The organism is Corynebacterium sp. LK31 (genome assembly GCF_014335015.1).
Classification (GTDB): Bacteria; Actinomycetota; Actinomycetes; order Mycobacteriales; family Mycobacteriaceae; genus Corynebacterium; species Corynebacterium jeikeium_D.
In genome coordinates this window covers 309,898-328,451 of record NZ_PDGW01000013.1, presented here as the reverse complement: position 1 = coordinate 328,451, position 18,554 = coordinate 309,898, and the positions used below count along the sequence as shown (strand labels likewise).

Here is an 18,554-nt window from a genome sequence, read left to right as displayed (position 1 = left end):
CTAGTCGGCAATCCCATCAATGTGCGCCAGCAGGGCCGAGTTGTAGTACTCCGGGGTTTCCTGGTTGAGCAGGTGCTTGGCCGGCGAAATGACGACCATGGTCGAGCCCGCGATGCCGTCGTGAAGCGAAGTGACGACGTCGAGAGACGTAGAGGTGTCCTGCTTGCCGGCGATGACCAGCGTCGGAGCGGTGATCTCGGCGAGGCGCTCGCGGGTGTCGAAGCGAGAGAGTGCTCCGCAGGCGCCGATGTAGCCGTCATCGGGGCAATCTGCGATCATGTCGCGGAAGCGGGCGGGGAGCTCAGGGGTAGTGTCGAAGCACTCGTCGGTAAACCAGTTGCGGACGACAGTGTCGGCGAGTGCGACCGTGCCCTTGTCGCGCACGAGCTGGGCCTTTTCCTGCCAGGCCTCTGGTGTGCCGAATTTCGGCGCCGTCGACGACAGTGTCAGGCTGACCACGCGATCGGCGTGTTCTAGTGCGATGGTTTGGGCGATAGCGCCGCCGAGAGATAGTCCCACAAAATGTGCGCGGTCAATATCCTCCTCATCGAGGACCTCGATGATGTCGGCGGCCAAGTGGCTCATGTCCCACTCACCCTCGGGGATAGGGGAATCGCCATGGCCGCGGACATCTGGCGTGATGACCTGGTACTTTTCGCTCAAAGCGGCTACCTGTGGCTCCCACATCTCCTGTGTGGTGCCCAGCGAGCCAATCAGGACAACCGTACCGTTGCCCTTGTGGTTGATTGCATGTGCGGTGTAGTCGATGGCCACGGGAGAATCCTCCTTGAAGGTGTTGGCTGTGTCAGCTGTGTCAGCTGTGTCTGCTAATTCTCGGCGTTGCGAGCAGCTTCAGCGGCAGCCCGACCAGGGCCGTCGTCCTTCTTGGTCTCTGCCTCAGCGGCTTCCACGCGCTGCTTCGCCATGGACTCACGAGCAGCCTCCAGCCACTCCGGCATCTGCTCGAGCAAATCCTTAATCTCCGCCGTTGTCAGCGGCTTGTCCATGTCGTTCTTCTTCAACGCCGTGATAGTGATGCCCAGCTTGCGGGCAACTTCTGGACGCGGGTGCGGTCCGTTGCGGCGTAGCTCAGCGAGCCATTCCGGCGGATTGGATTGCAGTTCGGCAAACTGCGCGTGCGAAATCTCACCAGTGCGAAATTCCTCGGGTGTGGCCGGGAGGAAAATGCCAAGTTTTTTGGCTGCGGTTAGGGGTTTCATGGGTTCAACGCTAGCACCCATTCGAGTAACCTTGCGGAGTATGTCGACTCCTGAACCCGCCGTCCTGCGCATCGTGTTCGCCACCGGCACCAGTCCCGAGAAGTGGTTTCGCCGCTTTAGGGATCGAATTCCGGCAACACTGCACACCCACGCCGCCGACGATCCGATGTCCGACCTGGTCGGCGGCGCCGCTGACATGGCGCTGGTTCGGTTAGAGTCCGAAAGCTCGCTGCCCGAGTCGCTCCATCGCATCCGGCTTTACGACGAAGCCTGGGGCGTGGCCTTCGAGAAAGAGCACGTGTTCTCCCTCACAGAGTCCGTGCCGGAGGAGCTGTTGGCGGACGAAACTGTGCTGTTGACCTCCGTGGATCCGGATGAGCTGCGACAGATGCTGCCCGTTGCGGCCACTGGTGCAGGTGTCGTGGTGGGACCTCGCACGATTTTGAAGGCGCTGTCGAAGAAGGCGGTGGCCTCATCGAACTTGGTGGCCGAGGAAGGCGCCACGGAACCGCTGTCTCGGACAGCTATTTGGTTGGTGTGGCCGAAAGTAGAGGACGACGAGCTCCGGCAGGAGTTCGTCGGCATTGTCCAGGGGCGCAGGGAGGGCTCGACGCGCACGCAGTTGGGGCGCAAGAAGGCTGATGAAGCTCCAAAGAAGTTGTCGGCCCGAGAAAAGACGCTTGCTAAGCAAGCCCGCCGGCAGCGCGCTGGGGCCGTCGTAAAGCATGCGCGTAGTAGCCGTAGCGGGCGTCGAAGCAGCGGTGGAAGCGGTCGACCGCGCAGGCGAAAGTAATCTTTTTACAATATTTTTGCCGTTTCGTTCGACGTGCGCGGAAAAATTAGCCACACTTGTAGTTATGGCTGAAAAGAAGCGCGATTTCACGATTCGAATGATGCGTGAAGAGGACTATCCACAGATCCAAGAGATCTACGAGATTGGCCTGGATACGGGGCACGCGTCCTGGGAGCACTCCGCTCCCGAGTGGGACGAATTCATCGCACTCAAACGAGTGGATTTGTGTTACGTCGCCGTCGACGCAGAAAACCCGGACAAGATTCTGGCTTGGGCATCGGCAGCGCCGGTATCCAAGCGCCCGATTTTCAATGGCGTCATCGAAGACTCCATCTACGTCCATCCTGACGGGCAGGGCATGGGGCTGGCGGCGACGCTGCTGCAGAAGCTTATCGACGATGCCACGGAGCTCGACTGCTGGTCGATTCACTCGTGGGTCTTCCCGGAGAATGTGGGATCGTTAAAGCTGCATCGAAAGCTCGGCTTCCGTGAAGTGGGGATTTACCACCACATGGCAAAGATGACCTACGGCCCAATGGCGGGGCAGTGGCGCGATGTCATTATTTTGGAAAAGCTCCTGGAAAAGCCAGAGGAGCGCGCACTGAAGCGCGTCCAGGAAGAAGCAGAAGCCGCCGGTGAGCCGAACCGTCCGATTCTGGACAAGCTCGACCGCGCCGACGGCCAGGTGGGGGCATAGCTGCCGGGAGCCGCGGCTCCCGCGAATTAATTATTCGACGGTTTCCTTCAACGGATCCTCGCGAACAAAGAACACAATGATTGCTGCCAGAATAATCACTGGCATTAGTACCAAGAAGATCGGCGTCAAACCATCGTTGTAGCTGGAGATCAGCGCTTCGTGGATTGGCGCCGGCATGCTATCTAGGACGTGCGGCGTCAGTGAACCAATCGACTTAGAGGAAAAGCCCTCCGGGCCCATCTGCTTTGCGAACTCTGCTGCAGCCTCCGGTGATGCGGCCTTGATCTGTTCGATAGCCGCCGGAACGCGTTCGCCTGCCAGGTCCTTCATGCGGTGGATGAAAATCGAACCCACAATGGAGGAACCGACCGCACCACCAATCTGGCGGAAGAAGTTATTCGCAGCGGTAGCGGTACCGACCATGGCGACCGGGAAGGAGTTCTGCACGATGAGAACCAGAACCTGCATGCCGGTGCCCAGGCCGAAGCCCATGATGAACAGGTAAACACCAACCTGCCACAGCGGGGTGGTGGTCTCCAGCGTGGACAGCAAGTAGAGGGAGACAGCCATAATCATCAGGCCGACGAAGGGGTAGAAGCGATACTTACCAGTCCGCGAAATAATCTGGCCAACGCCAATTGAGGTGAGCAGCATGCCGACCATCATCGGCGTCATCATCAAGCCTGCAGCGGTCGGTGACATTGAGTGCACCATCTGCAGGTAGGTCGGAATATAGGCCATAGTGCCGAACATCGCGATACCCAGAATGAGACCCGACACAGTCGTGAGCACGAAGTTCCGGTTATTAAACAAGTGCGTCGGAATCAGTGGGTTGGAAACACGAGTCTCGGTGAGGAAGAACAGCACCCAGGAAACCACGGAGGCAACGATAAGCGAGATGATGACTCCGGAGTTCCAGTCGTACTGTGTACCGCCCCACGTGGTGGTGAGAATTAGCGTCGAGGCAGCGGCAGTCAAGAACATCGTGCCGATGTAGTCGAAGTTTCCTTCACTCTGGCGTCGGGGCAGCTTCAGGAAGGCTGCAGCTGCCGATAGTGCAACCACGCCCATCGGGACGTTGATCCACAGGCCCCAGCGCCAGCCCGGGCCGTCGGTGAACCAGCCTCCCAGCACTGGTCCCAGCACGGAACTCAGGCCGAACACAGCACCCATGATGCCCATGTACTTACCGCGCTGGCGTGCGGGAATAACCTCGGCCAGGATGGCCTGTGAGGAAACCATCAATGTACCGCCAGCAAATCCCTGAAAAGCGCGGGCGGCGATGAGCAGGCTCATGGAGTTGGTGATTGCACCCATGACGGAACCGACCATGAACAGCGCGATGCCCATCATGAACAGGCCCTTGCGCCCAATCATGTCACCGAGCTTGCCGACAATCGGCATTGCCACAGTCTGTGCCAACAGGAATGCAGAAATAACCCACGACATGTGGTCAACTCCGCCGAGCTCGCCGACGATGGTCGGCAGGGCGGTGGCGAAAATCATCTGCCCCAGCGAGCTCATCAGCATAGTGAGAATGAGCGCGAAGAAAATGATTCCCAAGTGGGACTTGTTGTCAGAAACCGTGGTGTCGGTTTGATCTTGAGCAGTGGTGTTGCTAGCTGTCACTATTCCTCCTCCAGAAATTTTTAACGACGTCGGCGGCGTCGTGAAGCGGTGTATCTGTTGTGAATTCGTCCCGATGAGCCGATGAGTACAGCACGCATTCGCGGACGAAACCGACCGACAGTGCTACCTCGTGCCCGACGGGCAGCTCGGGGTGCGTGCGCGACTGTGGATTCATCTCGAAATAGCGCTCAAAGGCAGAACGGACGCGGCGCATTGAGTTGCCAAAATTCGAAATGACAACCGTCGATAGCTTTGGCTCATTGCGCAAAATCTCGCGGATACGCTCCTTGAGCAGACGGTGAAACTCTTCGGTTGCCCCCAGCTCTTTATATCGGAGTAGCTGGGATTGCTGCTTTTTCTCGATGAAATCGAGCATGTCCGCGATGGGGTCTTGGTGAATTTGGGCGAGGAATACCTCTTCATCGTCAGCATCGAATGACATGATGCCGTTGCCGAAGATGGCTTGATCCTTGGAGTCGAAGTAATTGAAGAATGTGCGTCGACTGATATTGACCCGCTGACAGATGTCTTCGATGTTGACTTGGTCGTATCCGCGATCCAACACAAGGGCGGTCGCGGCATCGGCCAAAGCGCAGTGTGTTTGAAACCTTTTGAGCTCCCGGAGACCGCACTCGGGGTGTTGGCCCGGATCCAATCTGTGATAGGTATTCTCATCAATTTGCACGAGGTGCAAAGTTACACCGAGTGCAATGTGATGGCAAGTTGATGAGTCAACAGGTGTTTAAGTACCTATGCAGAGAGCATCTTTGGGTTGTTCAGGATGCCGTGGACTCAGGCGCAGGGGGCGGGTTGTTGATAGTCGCAACGCGCCATTCAATTACACAACCTTCGTGTTTTGTGTAGGCACGGTGGAAGGCTACGTCTCCTTCAATAGCTCGTGGCGCAGGGCGTCGTTAAGCGAAGTGAAGCGGAACCTGTGCCCCGCCTTTTGCAGCGCTGCTGCCTCTACTCTCTGATTCGCGAGAGCCAACTCCGCAGCACCGCGTTTGCCCAGCAGTACTGCAGGCCCCAGTGAAGGAATCGGAACCGCCGTCGGGCGGTGCAAGACCTCTCCCAATACCCTCGTGAACTCCGCATTATTCACTCCGGAAGCCAGTGGCGCCACCGCATTGACAGGTCCGGCAAGGCCGGAATCTGCCAACGACCGGTGATAGATGTCCAACAGGTCGTCCAAAGCAATCCACGGGAACCACTGCTCGCCCGACCCCAATCTTCCTCCAAGTCCGGTGAACACCACGCCCGCTAGTAGCGGCAAGAGACCGCCGCCACCAGCAAGCACGAGACCAGTACGGACGTTTACGACCCGCTTGCCTGCATCGCGAGCGGGATCCCATGCATTTTCCCAATCGCGCACAATAGCCGAGAGACTGTCCGCGGCGGCGCTGCCGTCGTAACGCTGCGCTTCCACGCCAGGGCCAGCGTCCTCGGTGAGTACCTCTGGGCCACGATCCGCACCGTAGAACCCCACCGCCGACGCTCCAACCGCGACCTTCACGCTGTCAGTAGATGCAACGAGCTTTGCCAGAGCTCGCGTTGGTTCGACACGGGAATGGCGAACCTTTCGAAGATGCGCCTCCGTGAAGCGCCCCGCAATCGGTGCGCCGGCCAGATGGATGACCGCGTCGACTCCCTCCAGCAAATCAGCTGCGGGTGCCGCAGTATCCCAATATCGCTTGTCCACACCCGTCTGTTCACGTGAGCGCACCAGCGAAATCACCTCATGTCCGGCCGTGGTCAGTAGCGCGCGCAGCTGCGTTCCGACGGTCCCCGTAGCTCCACTGATCGCCACTGTCAGCGGCTCCGGCACATGCCCCAAATACTCCGAAAGCCTATCGACGGCCGCAAGGTCTCCAGCAACCTTCGTAGCACGGTAGGCGAACATCGAATCCAACCCGGGTACCGGAACCTTGGTGTCAACGGTGTCCTCTAAAACCGTGCCAGCGCTGCCGTCGTCAAGCGGAGTATCGGAGAGAACGTGGGTGTGCTTCCACCCCGTGATGCGGCGAAAGGGCTCGCTGGTGACTTCGTCAATGAATCTCTGGCCGGGGAGGAAACCGGCCGGGTCGTGACGTGCAATCCATTTGAGGCCAGCCGGCATGGAGAATACGGTCGTGCCGTCGGCGAGGTTGGCGGATTCGGATTTCGGTGACATCGGGAGAAGCCCCGGTGTTAGGCGGGTGACAGCGCCTGGGCGGGAGAACCACTCGGCGACGCAACGGCGAGGAAATGCGATGGTGTGGCGATAGGTGGGAATAGTTAGTCACTCTCTGAAACTTGTCCGACGTTAAGGAAAAATAGTAGACCCCGAAGTCTTTCAGCGAAGTGAGACTACGGGGTCTTATGCGTAAGGTGCTCTCACACCTTCGAGTTCAGAAAGAACTAGTCACGATCAGTGTTGGCCATTGCCAGCACGTCGAGGCGCTTGTCCAGCTCTTCCTCGGTCAGCTTCTCGCCGTCGACGAAGCCCATGTCGATAACAGTCTGACGGATGGTCTTACCTTCCTTCAGAGCAGTCTTAGCGACCTTAGCTGCGTTCTCGTAGCCGATGGCGGAGTTCAGCGGGGTCACAATCGACGGGGAGGACTCAGCCAGAGTCTTCATACGCTCAACGTTCGGCTCGATGCCGTCCACCAGCTTCTCGGCGAAGACGCGTGCGGTGTTCGCCAGCAGCTTAGCGGACTCCAGCACGTTACGTGCCATGACCGGGATGAAGACGTTCAGCTCGAATGCGCCGTTAGCGCCAGCAAACTCAACAGCGGTGTCGTTGCCCAGAACCTGCGCTGCGACCTGGGTGGCAGTCTCGCACAGAACCGGGTTGACCTTACCCGGCATGATGGAGGAACCCGGCTGCAGATCCGGCAGGTGAATCTCAGCAAGGCCGGTCAGCGGGCCGGAGCCCATCCAGCGAATGTCGTTAGCGATCTTGTTCAGGGAGACTGCGACGGTGCGCATAGCGCCGGAGAATTCGACCAGGGCATCGCGGTTAGCCTGAGCCTCGAAGTGGTTCTGAGCCTCGCGCAGCTCCTTGATGCCGGTCAGTTCGACGAGCTCAGCGGTGACCTTGGCACCGAAGTCCGCCGGGGTGTTCAGGCCGGTGCCAACAGCGGTACCACCGATTGGCAGCTCGCCCAGACGCGGCAGGGTGGCCTCGATGCGCTCAATGCCAGCCTCAATCTGGCGAGCGTAACCCGAGAACTCCTGACCCAGGGTCACCGGGACAGCGTCCATCAGGTGAGTGCGGCCGGACTTAACAACGGTCTCCCATTCCTTGGCCTTCTTAGCCAGGGACTCCTGCAGAACCTTCAGTCCCGGGACGAGGTCCTTGACAGCTGCCTCGGTTGCTGCGACGTGAGTGGCAGTCGGGAAGGTGTCGTTGGAAGACTGACCCATGTTGACGTGGTCATTCGGGTGAACCTCAACGCCGTTGGCCTTTGCGATGGACGCAATGACTTCGTTGGTGTTCATGTTGGAAGAAGTGCCCGAACCGGTCTGGAAGACGTCAATCGGGAACTCAGCATCGTGCTTGCCTTCGGCAATTTCCTTGGCAGCGGCGACGATGGCATCTGCCTGCTCAGCAGACAGCAGGCCGCGCTCCTTGTTGACGATGGCGCAAGCTGCCTTCAGCAGACCCATAGCGCGAATCTGTGCAGACTCCAGCGGACGGCCGGAAATCGGGAAGTTCTCAACTGCACGCTGAGTCTGTGCGCGCCACAGGGCGTTAACCGGAACCTTAACCTCGCCCATGGTGTCGTGCTCGATGCGGAACTGCTGCTCTGTCATTCGTTGCCTCTTTCAGTTAGGGGAACTTGAGTGCGCGCAGAACGACCCCTCATTGCGCATGCAATTTTCATGCGATGCAGAACCGTTAGCGCATTCGTCTTCAAGTATGAATCAGTTTGTTAAAAAAGTGGTGCCCTGAGGGCACCACTAAAGGGGTAGTTACTTACAGATCGATGTCAGGCATCTCGCCCTTGCCGTAGTCGATGCTGGCGTACTTGCGCAGCTTCTCCAGGGAGTGGAAAGCCTCGATGCGACGAATGGTGCCGGACTTGGAGCGCATAACCAGCGAGCGGGTCCATGCACCGTTACCGCGGTAAGCGACACCGCGCAGCATGTCACCGTTGGTGACACCAGTGGCAACGAAGTAGCAGTTGTCGGATGCGACCAGGTCATCGGTGGTCAGAACACGAGAAAGATCGTGCCCAGCGTCGAGAGCCTTCTTAATTTCGGCCTCATCGCGCGGGTGCAGTTTGCCCTGGATTTCGCCGCCCATACACTTCATGGCGCATGCGGTGATGACACCTTCTGGGGTGCCGCCGACGCCCATCATGATATCGACCGAGTTCGTGTTCTGAGCTGCGGCAACAGCGCCAGCAACGTCACCATCGCCAATCAGTCGAACCTTGGCGCCAGCTTCGCGGATGTCACGAATCATGTCAGCGTGGCGCGGGCGATCCAGCACGACAACAGTGACATCTTCCGGACGCAGCCCCTTGGCCTTAGCAACGACCTTGATGTTGTGCTCAACTGGAGCCTCGATGTCAATCTTGCCGGCAGCCTCCGGGCCAACAGCAATCTTATCCATGTAGAACACAGCCGACGGGTCGTACATGGAGCCGCGGTCTGCAGCAGCAAGAACAGCGATAGAGTTCGGGCGGCCCTCTGCCATCAGAGTCGTGCCGTCAATCGGGTCAACCGCGATGTCAACGGCCGGGCCTTGGCCGTTGCCGACCTTTTCGCCGTTGAACAGCATCGGGGCTTCGTCCTTTTCGCCCTCGCCAATAACAACGACACCGTTCATAGCCACGGTGTTGATGAGCTGACGCATGGCATCGACGGCAGCGCCGTCGCCCTTTTCCTTCTGACCACGACCGACCCACTGACCAGCCGCCAGTGCAGCGGACTCAGTAACTCGGACGAGCTCCATCGCAAGGTTGCGATCTGGTGCTTCAGGATTCGAGGCGTTCATTGACTTCTGGCCCTTCCGTCGTTTTTTTAGGAACTCTTTTGAGGTTTGAGAATGTGCTGGGAGACGCCACGCCAGGAAACTGGGGTTTGGCGCTGCAACAATTTCTATTTATCGATGTTTGGCGCGTCCTTTTGAGCGCCATTGCATCTGTTACTAGTGTTCCACCTTTTTCATCTTCGGGGGTGGACGCAGCGCCAAAGTGGGGGGAGCTTCAGGGCTAAACTCCCACATCACGTGAGTATCAGTATTTTGTTCTGAAATCCGTTCGCTTGACGACGTCGACAGCGTCCGTCATCAAGTATTGCTAGCCGCAGCTGTGCGGATGCGACTGATGACTAGGTTCGTTGCGGGGCCTTTGGCATACTTGAGCGCGTGGCGAATGAGAAACCTAGGATTTTGCAGGACAGTCGAGACATGATTCTCACCCTCGTGGTGATGTTTCTTGCGGTGGCTGTCACCATCGGCTTTACCGGCCTGTGCAGTTTTAACCCCGGGAAGCCGGAAAACGGTCCGGTGCGCGAGGTCGATGCCGCCCCATTCGTGAACATGGAGGCTCGGCGCGTGGACTATCCAGTTCGCCTGCCGAAGGTGCCTGAGGGCTGGACTTCAAACTCGACCCGCGCGGGTATGGCGGCGGGGAAGCAGACGACCATTATTGGCTATGTCACCGCTAGCGGAGCATTCGCCCAGGTCACGCAAACAGATGCGGAAGCAGGTCAGCTGCCGGATGACGGTAAGAATCGTCTCCGCGACGGTACCACTGACGTGGAAGGTACAACCTGGACTAAGTATGTGCCGGCTGAGGACAACGTGCGTCGCGTATGGGTTGGGAACCTCGGTGACTCCCGCGCAATTATCGAGGGCACTGCCAACGACGAGGAGTTCACACAGTTGGCGGCGGCTTTGCAGAAGGCCGAGCCAATCGATCCGGACGCGACAATGCCGGATCCGTCACAGCCGCAGCAGACTGCGTCCGAGACGCCGTCGGCACCAGCAAAGTAAGCTGAGTTGAGAGGTCGCCTGGGTCGATAATTCCAACTAGCGCGATAAAATAGCTGAACTCAACTATCGGCCACGAGATGAGAAACGACGTGCACTGACGATCGTTTCTCGTCTCTTTTTATTCCTCACCGCCCGCATTCTCGGCCGAAGCCGCGGCATCCTGATTCTTGCTGGCCAAGGCGGCTTCAACTTTTGCCCGTGCGCCAGCTAAATGTTCCTCGCAGCGGCGGGCCAGCGCCTCGCCTCGCTCCCACAGCGCCAGGGATTCATCCAGGCTCATCTGTCCGAGTTCTAGGAGCTTGACGGTCTCAACCAGCGCATCTCGCGCCTGCTCGTAGCTCAGGTTCTCCACCGGTACCTGTTCCTCCGAAGAGGGAGCCTGACCCGCGCCGAAAACATTGTCATTCATTAGCGAATACGTCCTTCACATCTAGTAATTAAAGCTTCAAGGTTGGAAAAGTCAGTGCTTATTAATTCGCTGGCTTCGTAGCGAGCGTTGCTGCAGAGATGGAGCCGTCACTGACGCGAATTCGCAGTTGGGAACCCATCGGAGCATCTGCAATAGAGGTCACAATCTGTGGTTCTGGCTGAGTAGCCGATTGTGCCTGCACGATGGCATAGCCGCGAGCGAGTGTGGCAGAGGGGCCAAGTGCTGAAACCTTGCCGCGCAATCCCGATACCACTGCTTCCTCGCGTTCCAGACTGCGGTGGATGAGAAAACGCAGCCGATCGACCTGCGCCGTGACAAACTCTTCACGCACGCGGATGGGAGTGAGCGGATCGCGCAGTACCGGCCGCGACGTCGAATCCCGCAGAGTAGCTACTTCACGGTCAACCCATCGCCGCAGGGATGCCGAGGTGCGTTCACGCAGCTGTGCAATTAGGCGGCGTTCCTCAGCAGCATCGGGCACTGTTTTCTTTGCTGCATCCGTCGGTGTGGCAGCACGTAAGTCAGCGACATAATCCAACAGTGGAGTATCCGGCTCGTGTCCGATCGCAGAAACCACCGGTGTTGTCGCCTTACTCACCGCACGAATCAGCGCCTCATCTGAAAAAGGCAGCAAATCTTCGACACTGCCACCGCCACGGGCGACGATGATGACGTCGACCTCCGGGTCGGCGTCGAGCTGTGCCAGAGCCTCAATAATCTCCGGAACAGCCTTGGCTCCCTGCACAATTGTGTTGATTACCCGGAAATCCACCTCAGGCCAGCGGGCACCCGCAACCGAAAGCACATCGCGTTCAGCTGCCGAACCGCGACCGGTAATCAACCCGATCTTGTTGGGGAGGTAGGGCAGAGGGCGTTTCAGCCGTGGATCAAAAAGGCCTTCCGCCGCTAGCGCTTGGCGCAGCTGTTCCAGCCGTGCCAATAGTTGCCCCAAACCTACGGGCCTCCACTCCGTAGCCCACAGGGAAAACTGCCCCCGCCCGGCATAAAACGCAGGCTTGCCCAAAACCACTACGCGGTCGCCGTTGCGCAACGGATTATTACGCAGTGCCGCAGTAGAACAAGTCACCGACACCGAAAACTCCGCGGAGGTGTCACGCAGAGTGATGTAGGAGAGCTTCCAACTCGGCTTGGAGTTGACCTGGGCGATTTCCCCCTCGACCCAAATCTGTCCAAGGCGCTCAATATAGTCCTTGACTAACTGGTTCAGGCGCCGAACCTGAACCGGTTTCTCGGCCGACGTTTCCAATTTCGACATACATCAACACTTACACGATGGGGCGGATCGCCCTGCTAATAAACGCAGGTTGCCCACAGGCTAAATTTGCCTGTGGGCAACTGTGACGGTAAAGGTGCAAGCCCGAGTTACTTGCGGTAACGAGACCTGCTATCGTGGCCGGTTATCCGCTCCTGGCGAGGGCGCTGCTGTCGCGGTGGCCACTCCTCGGTGCGGCGGTGGTTGCCCACTTGGCGTGCGGGGCTCTGTTGAGACTTTTCGGACGGAGACTCCGGCGAGGACTGTTCTCCCCACATCCGTGCCGTTCCTTCAGTTTGACGACGGGGAAACTCTGGCGTTGGCCGCTGCGGTGCGTTTGGCCTTTCAATCGGACGACGAGGCTGCTGTCTAGTCGAGTTCGGCGAAGTGGAATCCTGAGTGAACTGCGCCTGCCCCGGATGCGAGCGAGACTGCCAACGGGAGGTTGGCTGCTGAGCCCGCTGTGCGAAATTCGAGCGCTGCTGGGCACGCTCCCCAGAACGGTCAACTGGTCGCTTACGCAGTTGCTCGGCGTTGCGCGATGCCGAGTTGGCGTTCGCTGCAGGTCGGGCACCAGAACGAGAAGTCTCCTGCCGAGAGCGTGCAGCTTGCTGGCGCGCCTGGCGGCGAGCTTCGGCATCTCGGATAATGTCCGCAGCGGGACGTCGTGAAGCAGGACGTTCCTGGGTGCGAGAGGCGACCCGGCGATCAGATTCGGCGAGACGACGGCGAACCTGAGAGCTGGATTCGACAGCGGCTTCGTCACGGTGCTGGCGTTGTTTAGCGACCTTGCGCTGGGTGTTGAGGGATTTCTCCTGGGTGCGGGTGATTTCGAGGTAACGCCACACTGCGATGATGACACAGATAATCATCAAGACCAGCAGCCACGGGAACTGCTGGATGATGGGATATGCCGAGGTCACCAGGCGAGCGCGTTTAGAGGTTGTCGCGGTCGCGCCACCATTTTCAGGATCGGCGAGAGAACCGGTAAACCACGCTGTGAAAAAGGTGACAAGCGCGAACAAAATGGGGATTTGAGCGACGGTAACTACCAGACCGCGAGGAACCACCAACAGTGTTCCGGCCACAGCAGCCACGGCAAAAGCAATGAAGTAGGGCTTGCCAATCGAACCGTTGGGAACAGAAAAGAGCAAACCAATAACGCCAGCTAGAAGCATCAGCAACGGCGGCACAAACATTGGCACGCGTGGAAGCAGGGGTTTGTTTCCACTGCCTTTACGGGTTATTGCTGATCTGTTCGACACGAATGCGTATCCTACCGGTTATTAGTGATAATACGGGCAAGCCCGGTATGTGGGCTCGCCCGTGTCTTAAAATTTCGCCTTACTTCTTTTTCTTAGAGAAAGACCCGGAGACCACTTCAGAGACTTTATGGAAGGCCTTGGTCATCGTTCCCTCTTCCTGCTTGGTCGGACCAGCATCGGGGGAAACCTTACCGGCGGTGCGAGCATCTGCCTTCACGGCGCTCTCTGCAGAGCTGTCGGAGTCGTCACTGCCCAGGCGGAACGAAGCCAGTCGGTCGCGCATCGCACGGCCGGCAGCTTCAATTTGAATACCCGAGATCGATCCGGCGTCCGTGGCGAACTCGATGTCCTTTGCGGTCTTGTCGCCCGTACGCAAATCTGTGAGGTCGCCGAGGTAGCGGAACCAGACCGCGACGACTGCGGTGACTGGCACCGCCAGGAAGGCGCCGATGATGCCGAAGATACCGCCACCGAGCAGAACGACCAGCAGGACGATTGCGGCGTGCAAGTCCATAGCCTTGGCCTGCAGGATTGGGGAGAGGATGTTGCCCTCGATTTGCTGGACAGCAATGATGATGAGCAATACGAGGATTGCTGTAGTCAGGCCGTTGGCGACGAGTGCGACTACCACTGCAATGAAGCCGGCGGTGAACGCACCGACAATAGGAATGAAGCCAGCGAAGAAAGTCACCACGGCCAGAACCATTGCCAGCGGCACATTCAAAATTGCAAGACCGGCACCGATGAAGACCGCGTCGATAAGCGAAACGATAGCCTGCGTGCGGATGTAGCCCGACAGCGTGTTCCAGGAGCGGGTGAGCACCTCGGTGAGGTGCCAGCCGAGACGACGTCCGGTCAGGCGGCGGAGCCATGGCAGGAAGTCCTGGCCGTCCTTGATGAAGAAGAACGTCAGAACCAACATTGCCATCAAGGTTACGGCGGCCGAGGAGACCACCGAGATGCCTTGGAAGACTGTGTTGGCGATATCGCCGGAGCGCTCCTGAAGCCATGTGGACCCCTGGTCCAGAGCATCGAGAATCTGCTCATCCTTGACGTTAAATGGCGGGGCCTGAATGATGTTCTGGACTTCCTGAATGCCGTCGGTGAACTGGCGACGCAATTCTGGGAACTGCGACTGCACAGTCGGGGCGAGGAACGCGACAACGCCGCCAAGCACCGCCACCGCGCCTAGGATGACCGTCAGTGCGGCGAGTGCGCGGGGCCAGCGGTGTTTCATCAGGAACACGGCGGGCGGGGCCAGCACCGTGGAGACAATCAGGGCCAACAAAATCGGCAGAACGCCAGCCCAAATCTTTCCCAGAATCATAGCGCTGACGTACAGCGCCGCTGCTGTGATGAGGAAGCGCAGACACCAACCTGCGAACCACCGGGCGCCCTCGCCGATGACGTCGGCGCGGTCGATGGACTCGGAGTCGTTTTCGCTCATAAGCTCATCGAGGTTTTCAGCATCTTCCGGCAAATCCGGTTGCGTTGCCGCTGACTTATGGGCGTCGGAGGGTATAGACAGAGACTGTTCTATACGCAGAGGCTCCGATCCCATTACGTGATCGATAGCGTCTTTTTCGGACTGCGCAGTCCGCTCTTCGCCTTCATTGGGTTTATTGCTCACATATTCATTATGGGGGTTCGCAGGGGATAGGGGGCAACTTCACGAAGCTAGGGCGAGTTCAAATCTGTCTCCCCAAGCCCGTAAGATGGGCAATGTGAGTCTTACACTTGGAATCGTCGGTCTGCCCAATGTCGGAAAGTCAACCCTGTTTAACGCCTTGACACGCAACGATGTGCTGGCTGCGAATTATCCGTTCGCCACCATCGAGCCGAACGTCGGCGTTGTGGAGCTTCCCGATCCACGTTTGAATAAGCTCGCCGAAATTTACGGCTCCGAGCGTATTCTTCCGGCTACGGTGTCGTTTGTGGACATCGCCGGCATCGTCAAGGGTGCATCGGAGGGCGAAGGTCTTGGTAACAAGTTCCTCGCCAACATCCGCGAGGCTGACGCTATCTGTCAGGTCGTGCGAGTATTCAATGATGATGACGTCGTGCATGTCGACGGCAAGGTCGACCCGGCCTCTGACATCGGTGTGATTGAAACCGAGCTGATTCTGGCTGATATCCAGACTATTGAGAAGGCGCTGCCGCGTCTGGAAAAGGAAGCCAAGAAGGATAAGGACAAGGTCGGCGAGGTTGAAGCCGTCAAGCAGGCTCTTGCCGTGCTGGAAGAGGGGCGCACTCTCTTCGCTGCTTCTGATGATGTGAAGCTCTCTGCTCTGCGCGAGCTGCACTTGCTCACCGCAAAGCCGTTCCTCTACGTCTTCAATGCTGACGAGGAAGTGCTTGCCGACGAGGACCGCCGCGCGGATTTGGCCGCTGCTGTGGAACCGGCGGACTGTGTATTCCTCGATGCGAAGGCCGAGTCAGACCTGCTGGAGCTGGATGAGGAATCCCGCAATGAGCTGCTGGCCGAAATTGGTCAGACTGAGCCGGGCCTGCATTCGCTTGCTCGCGCTGGTTTCCGCACCCTGGGGCTACAGACCTACCTGACCGCTGGCCCGAAGGAGTCTCGCGCCTGGACCATTCCGAAGGGTGCTACGGCTCCGCAGGCTGCCGGCGTGATTCACACTGATTTTGAGCGCGGTTTCATTAAGGCTGAAATTGTGTCCTTCAACGACTTGGTCGAGGCCGGTTCGATTGCCGAGGCGAAGGCCAAGGGCAAGGTTCGCCAGGAGGGCAAGGACTACATCATGCACGACGGTGATGTGGTCGAGTTCAAATTTAACGTGTAGTGCTTAACCTCTGCGATGAACTCTTTGATCCCGGGACGTGATGAGGACTGGGGCTATTGTGCTCCCCCGAACGCTACGGCCCGGGGGCACGAGGCTGTGTCGCAGGTGCAAGCGAGAGGACCAGGAGCGAAACACAGACCGCTGAGTCGACGCAGTCACGGTAAAGACGGAGCCGTCTAGGCGGTGCTCGAGGTTGCGCGAGATACGGTGACGCTGGGCGTCGGTAAGCGATGCGCATTCGGCGACATCGATGGAAAGCTGGACTTTGCCGTCCGTCGTGTTGACGCCCTGGCCGCCCGGAGTCGACGATTTCGCGAAACGCTCCGCGAGATCGGCGGCGATGACCGCACCGTCGGGGATCCCCGGGCCGGGCGCTATGGTCATGTCGTTCATGCCGCCCAGCCTAGGTGCCCACAACCCTTTCTCGTCTCGGCGGAAGCGGAGACCGCGTCGCGACGGCCGGGATCCAGCCTCAGTATTATCCTCGTCACCGGTTGATTCGAACGCTTTTTGCTCCTCCTTCTCCCGTCGGGCTTCGATTTCAGCGGCCTCCGCAGGTGGCAGTGATCACTGGATCCGCTCGAACTACCGGTTCCGATCAGCGGTCGAAGGATTTTCGCAGCAGCCGGACCTGCAGCGCCGGTGCCGCCGCCGTAGCCTGACGAGCATCCCCGCCATGACGGCCATCACGACGGCGGTCCCGGCACCGATGATCCAGGGATTACCGAGGAGCCCACCGACGCCTGCGAGTGCTCCGCCCGCCGCGATGAACGGCAGGCCGCAGCAGAGCAGCGACGGAAGCGCGCAGCATGCCAGTAGGAGCAGCCCGGTCACTGCAGCGACGACGGGACCGGCGCGCCATTCGTCGCGGTCCTGATCGGCGCTCATCGTCTGCTTCTGGATGAGATCTCCCCGATTGCCTGCGTTGCCGTTCATGCGCAGCACGACAGCAGCGACGGGTCGGTGGTGAAGGCCTTCGCGGCGATCCGGATGCCCTCGGCCATGGTCAGGTAGGGGGCCCAGGCGTTGGCGACCTCGGCGACGGTCCTGCCGAGCACGTGGACGCCTGCGGCGGCGAGCTCCCCGGCGTCCTTGGCGACGGCGGTCAGGCCGAGGATCTCGCTCGTATCGGCGTTCACGACGATCTTGATGAACCCGCGGGTGTCGCGGTTCACCAAGGCGCGGGGCACGTGGTGCAGGGGCAGGACGCGGCAGTCGCAGCGGATCCCCGCGGCGAGGACGTCCTTCTCGGTCATCCCGACCGCGCCGATCGCGGGCTCGGTGAACGTCACCCGCGGCAGGCGGGCGTAGTCGACGGACCGGTCGGCGTCGGCGAACGCGTTCTCGGCGACGAGGGTGCCGTGGTGGGCGGCGACGTAGACGAACTCGGGGTGCCCGGTCACGTCGCCCGCGGCCCAGACCCGCGGGTTCGAGGACTGCAGCCGGTCGGAGACGACCACCTCGCCGGAGTCTCCGGTATTCACCCCGACCGCATCGAGGTTCAGGCCATCGGTGACGGGACGGCGTCCGAGGGCGACCAGGACCTGGTCGGCGCGGAACTCCTGCGAGCCGCCGGACAAGGCGGCGGTCACGACGGCCTCGCCTCCCGTGCCGCGGGAGACCCGGGTGGGCACTGCGCGGCTGACGACGCGGATGCCCTCGTCGGCGAACACCTCCTGGAGCGCCTTCGACACCTCCGGCTCCTCCTTCGAGGCGAGCCGGGACCGCACGAGCAGCGTGACCTGCGAGCCGAGGCGGGCGAACAGCTGCGCCTGCTCCAGGGCGACGTAGCCGCCGCCGAGCACCAGCAGCGACTCGGGGACCTCCGTCAGCTCCATCGCCGTGGTCGAGGTCAGGTATCCGGTCTCCTCCAGGCCGTCGATCGGCGGTGCCCACGGGCGAGAACCAGTCGCGACTAGGTAGTGGTGGGCCTCGATGGTCTCGACGCTTCCGTCGGCTCCGGCAACATCGAGAACCGGCGCATCAGGGGTGCCCACGAACGAGGCGTCGCCGCGGAGGACCTGCCAGCCGTAGGAGTCGGCGACGTCGGCGTACTTCTCGCCGCGCAGCGACTCCACTAACGCTTGCTTCCCAGCGATCAGCGCGGGCATGTCGACGGGATCCGCCGTCGTAGCGATCCCGGGGAACCGGGTTGCGGCGTCGACCGCGACGTGCCGCGCGCCGGCCGCGGCAATGAGCGCCTTCGACGGGACGCAGCCCGTGTTCACGCAGGTGCCGCCGAGCGTCCCGCGCTCGATCATCACCACCGACTTCCCGAGCGTGCTGGCGCGGATCGCAGCGGCGAACGCGCCGCCTCCCGATCCGATGATGGCGAGATCGTACTTCGTAGGCATCGCTGCTCCTGTCAACTCTTGGCTTTCTGCTCTGTCTCAGCCATACTGGACCTTCCAGTGCAGGGGAAGGTCAAGCGCGGCCACGGAGGGAGACAGT

General features: G+C 59.8%; 18 protein-coding genes. 4 read left to right on the top strand and 14 right to left on the bottom strand.

The window, feature by feature from the left end; all coding sequences use genetic code 11:
- Positions 1-774 carry an alpha/beta fold hydrolase gene (locus CRD18_RS06590; RefSeq protein ID WP_070653202.1) on the bottom strand — a complete coding sequence of 258 codons (774 nt, stop codon included), beginning with the start codon at positions 772-774 and terminating at the stop codon, positions 1-3.
- A 53-nt stretch (positions 775-827) separates the two neighbouring features.
- A complete protein-coding gene (locus CRD18_RS06585) occupies positions 828-1,220 on the bottom strand; it encodes a DUF5997 family protein (RefSeq protein WP_187406598.1) in 393 nt (130 codons plus the stop codon).
- A 40-nt stretch (positions 1,221-1,260) separates the two neighbouring features.
- Between CRD18_RS06585 and CRD18_RS06580 the strand changes: the two genes are divergently transcribed.
- Positions 1,261-2,013, top strand: coding sequence for a LysR family transcriptional regulator (locus CRD18_RS06580; protein WP_049172269.1), 753 nt, complete (start codon positions 1,261-1,263; stop codon positions 2,011-2,013).
- 64 nt (positions 2,014-2,077) lie between these two features.
- On the top strand, positions 2,078-2,710 hold the full coding sequence (locus CRD18_RS06575; protein WP_016423177.1) for a GNAT family N-acetyltransferase: 633 nt from the start codon (positions 2,078-2,080) through the stop codon (positions 2,708-2,710).
- Between the two features lie 30 nt (positions 2,711-2,740).
- Here the strand turns inward: CRD18_RS06575 and CRD18_RS06570 are convergent, their stop codons facing one another.
- From CRD18_RS06570 to glpX, 5 genes are all read right to left on the bottom strand, one after another.
- On the bottom strand, positions 2,741-4,339 hold the full coding sequence (locus CRD18_RS06570; protein ID WP_016423176.1) for an MDR family MFS transporter: 1,599 nt from the start codon (positions 4,337-4,339) through the stop codon (positions 2,741-2,743).
- A complete protein-coding gene (locus CRD18_RS06565) occupies positions 4,329-5,024 on the bottom strand; it encodes a TetR/AcrR family transcriptional regulator (protein ID WP_049172273.1) in 696 nt (231 codons plus the stop codon). Before CRD18_RS06565 ends, CRD18_RS06570 begins: the two co-directional genes overlap by 11 nt.
- Positions 5,025-5,216: 192 nt before the next feature.
- A complete protein-coding gene (locus CRD18_RS06560; RefSeq protein WP_242458682.1) occupies positions 5,217-6,512 on the bottom strand; it encodes a TIGR01777 family oxidoreductase in 1,296 nt (431 codons plus the stop codon).
- 227 nt (positions 6,513-6,739) lie between these two features.
- Positions 6,740-8,140, bottom strand: a complete 1,401-nt coding sequence (locus CRD18_RS06555; protein WP_016423173.1) for a class II fumarate hydratase — start codon at positions 8,138-8,140, stop codon at positions 6,740-6,742.
- Positions 8,141-8,303: 163 nt separating this feature from the next.
- A complete protein-coding gene (glpX, locus tag CRD18_RS06550; protein WP_005510610.1) occupies positions 8,304-9,329 on the bottom strand; it encodes a class II fructose-bisphosphatase in 1,026 nt (341 codons plus the stop codon).
- Between the two features lie 372 nt (positions 9,330-9,701).
- Here glpX and CRD18_RS06545 point away from each other — a divergent pair, with 372 nt between their 5' ends.
- Positions 9,702-10,331: a DUF4245 domain-containing protein gene (locus tag CRD18_RS06545; protein WP_083309521.1), complete on the top strand. Its 630-nt coding sequence runs from the start codon at positions 9,702-9,704 to the stop codon at positions 10,329-10,331.
- A gap of 118 nt (positions 10,332-10,449) precedes the next feature.
- Here CRD18_RS06545 and CRD18_RS06540 read toward each other — a convergent pair whose 3' ends face one another.
- The 4 genes from CRD18_RS06540 to CRD18_RS06525 form a co-directional block, all read right to left on the bottom strand.
- The gene (locus CRD18_RS06540; RefSeq protein ID WP_049181637.1) at positions 10,450-10,740 is read right to left on the bottom strand and encodes an exodeoxyribonuclease VII small subunit; all 291 of its coding nucleotides are present in this window, start codon (positions 10,738-10,740) and stop codon (positions 10,450-10,452) included.
- A 61-nt stretch (positions 10,741-10,801) separates the two neighbouring features.
- Complete coding sequence (gene xseA, locus CRD18_RS06535; RefSeq protein WP_187406597.1) at positions 10,802-12,037, bottom strand: exodeoxyribonuclease VII large subunit; 1,236 nt, start codon at positions 12,035-12,037, stop codon at positions 10,802-10,804.
- A 107-nt stretch (positions 12,038-12,144) separates the two neighbouring features.
- Positions 12,145-13,233, bottom strand: coding sequence for a DUF6542 domain-containing protein (locus CRD18_RS06530; RefSeq protein ID WP_242458684.1), 1,089 nt, complete (start codon positions 13,231-13,233; stop codon positions 12,145-12,147).
- A 145-nt stretch (positions 13,234-13,378) separates the two neighbouring features.
- On the bottom strand, positions 13,379-14,929 hold the full coding sequence (locus tag CRD18_RS06525; RefSeq protein ID WP_070605729.1) for an AI-2E family transporter: 1,551 nt from the start codon (positions 14,927-14,929) through the stop codon (positions 13,379-13,381).
- A 94-nt stretch (positions 14,930-15,023) separates the two neighbouring features.
- Between CRD18_RS06525 and ychF the strand changes: the two genes are divergently transcribed.
- Complete coding sequence (gene ychF, locus CRD18_RS06520) at positions 15,024-16,103, top strand: redox-regulated ATPase YchF (protein ID WP_070866681.1); 1,080 nt, start codon at positions 15,024-15,026, stop codon at positions 16,101-16,103.
- Between the two features lie 3 nt (positions 16,104-16,106).
- Here ychF and CRD18_RS06515 read toward each other — a convergent pair whose 3' ends face one another.
- From CRD18_RS06515 to merA, 3 genes are all read right to left on the bottom strand, one after another.
- Positions 16,107-16,496 (bottom strand): peptide chain release factor I, encoded by a 390-nt coding sequence (locus tag CRD18_RS06515; RefSeq protein ID WP_038626129.1) that lies wholly within the window; start codon positions 16,494-16,496, stop codon positions 16,107-16,109.
- Positions 16,497-16,688: 192 nt separating this feature from the next.
- The gene (locus tag CRD18_RS06510; protein WP_038629112.1) at positions 16,689-17,039 is read right to left on the bottom strand and encodes a hypothetical protein; all 351 of its coding nucleotides are present in this window, start codon (positions 17,037-17,039) and stop codon (positions 16,689-16,691) included.
- Positions 17,036-18,457 carry a mercury(II) reductase gene (merA, locus tag CRD18_RS06505; protein WP_070866671.1) on the bottom strand — a complete coding sequence of 474 codons (1,422 nt, stop codon included), beginning with the start codon at positions 18,455-18,457 and terminating at the stop codon, positions 17,036-17,038. The genes CRD18_RS06510 and merA overlap by 4 nt, the downstream gene beginning before the upstream one ends.
- Between the last annotated feature and the right edge of the window lie 97 nt (positions 18,458-18,554).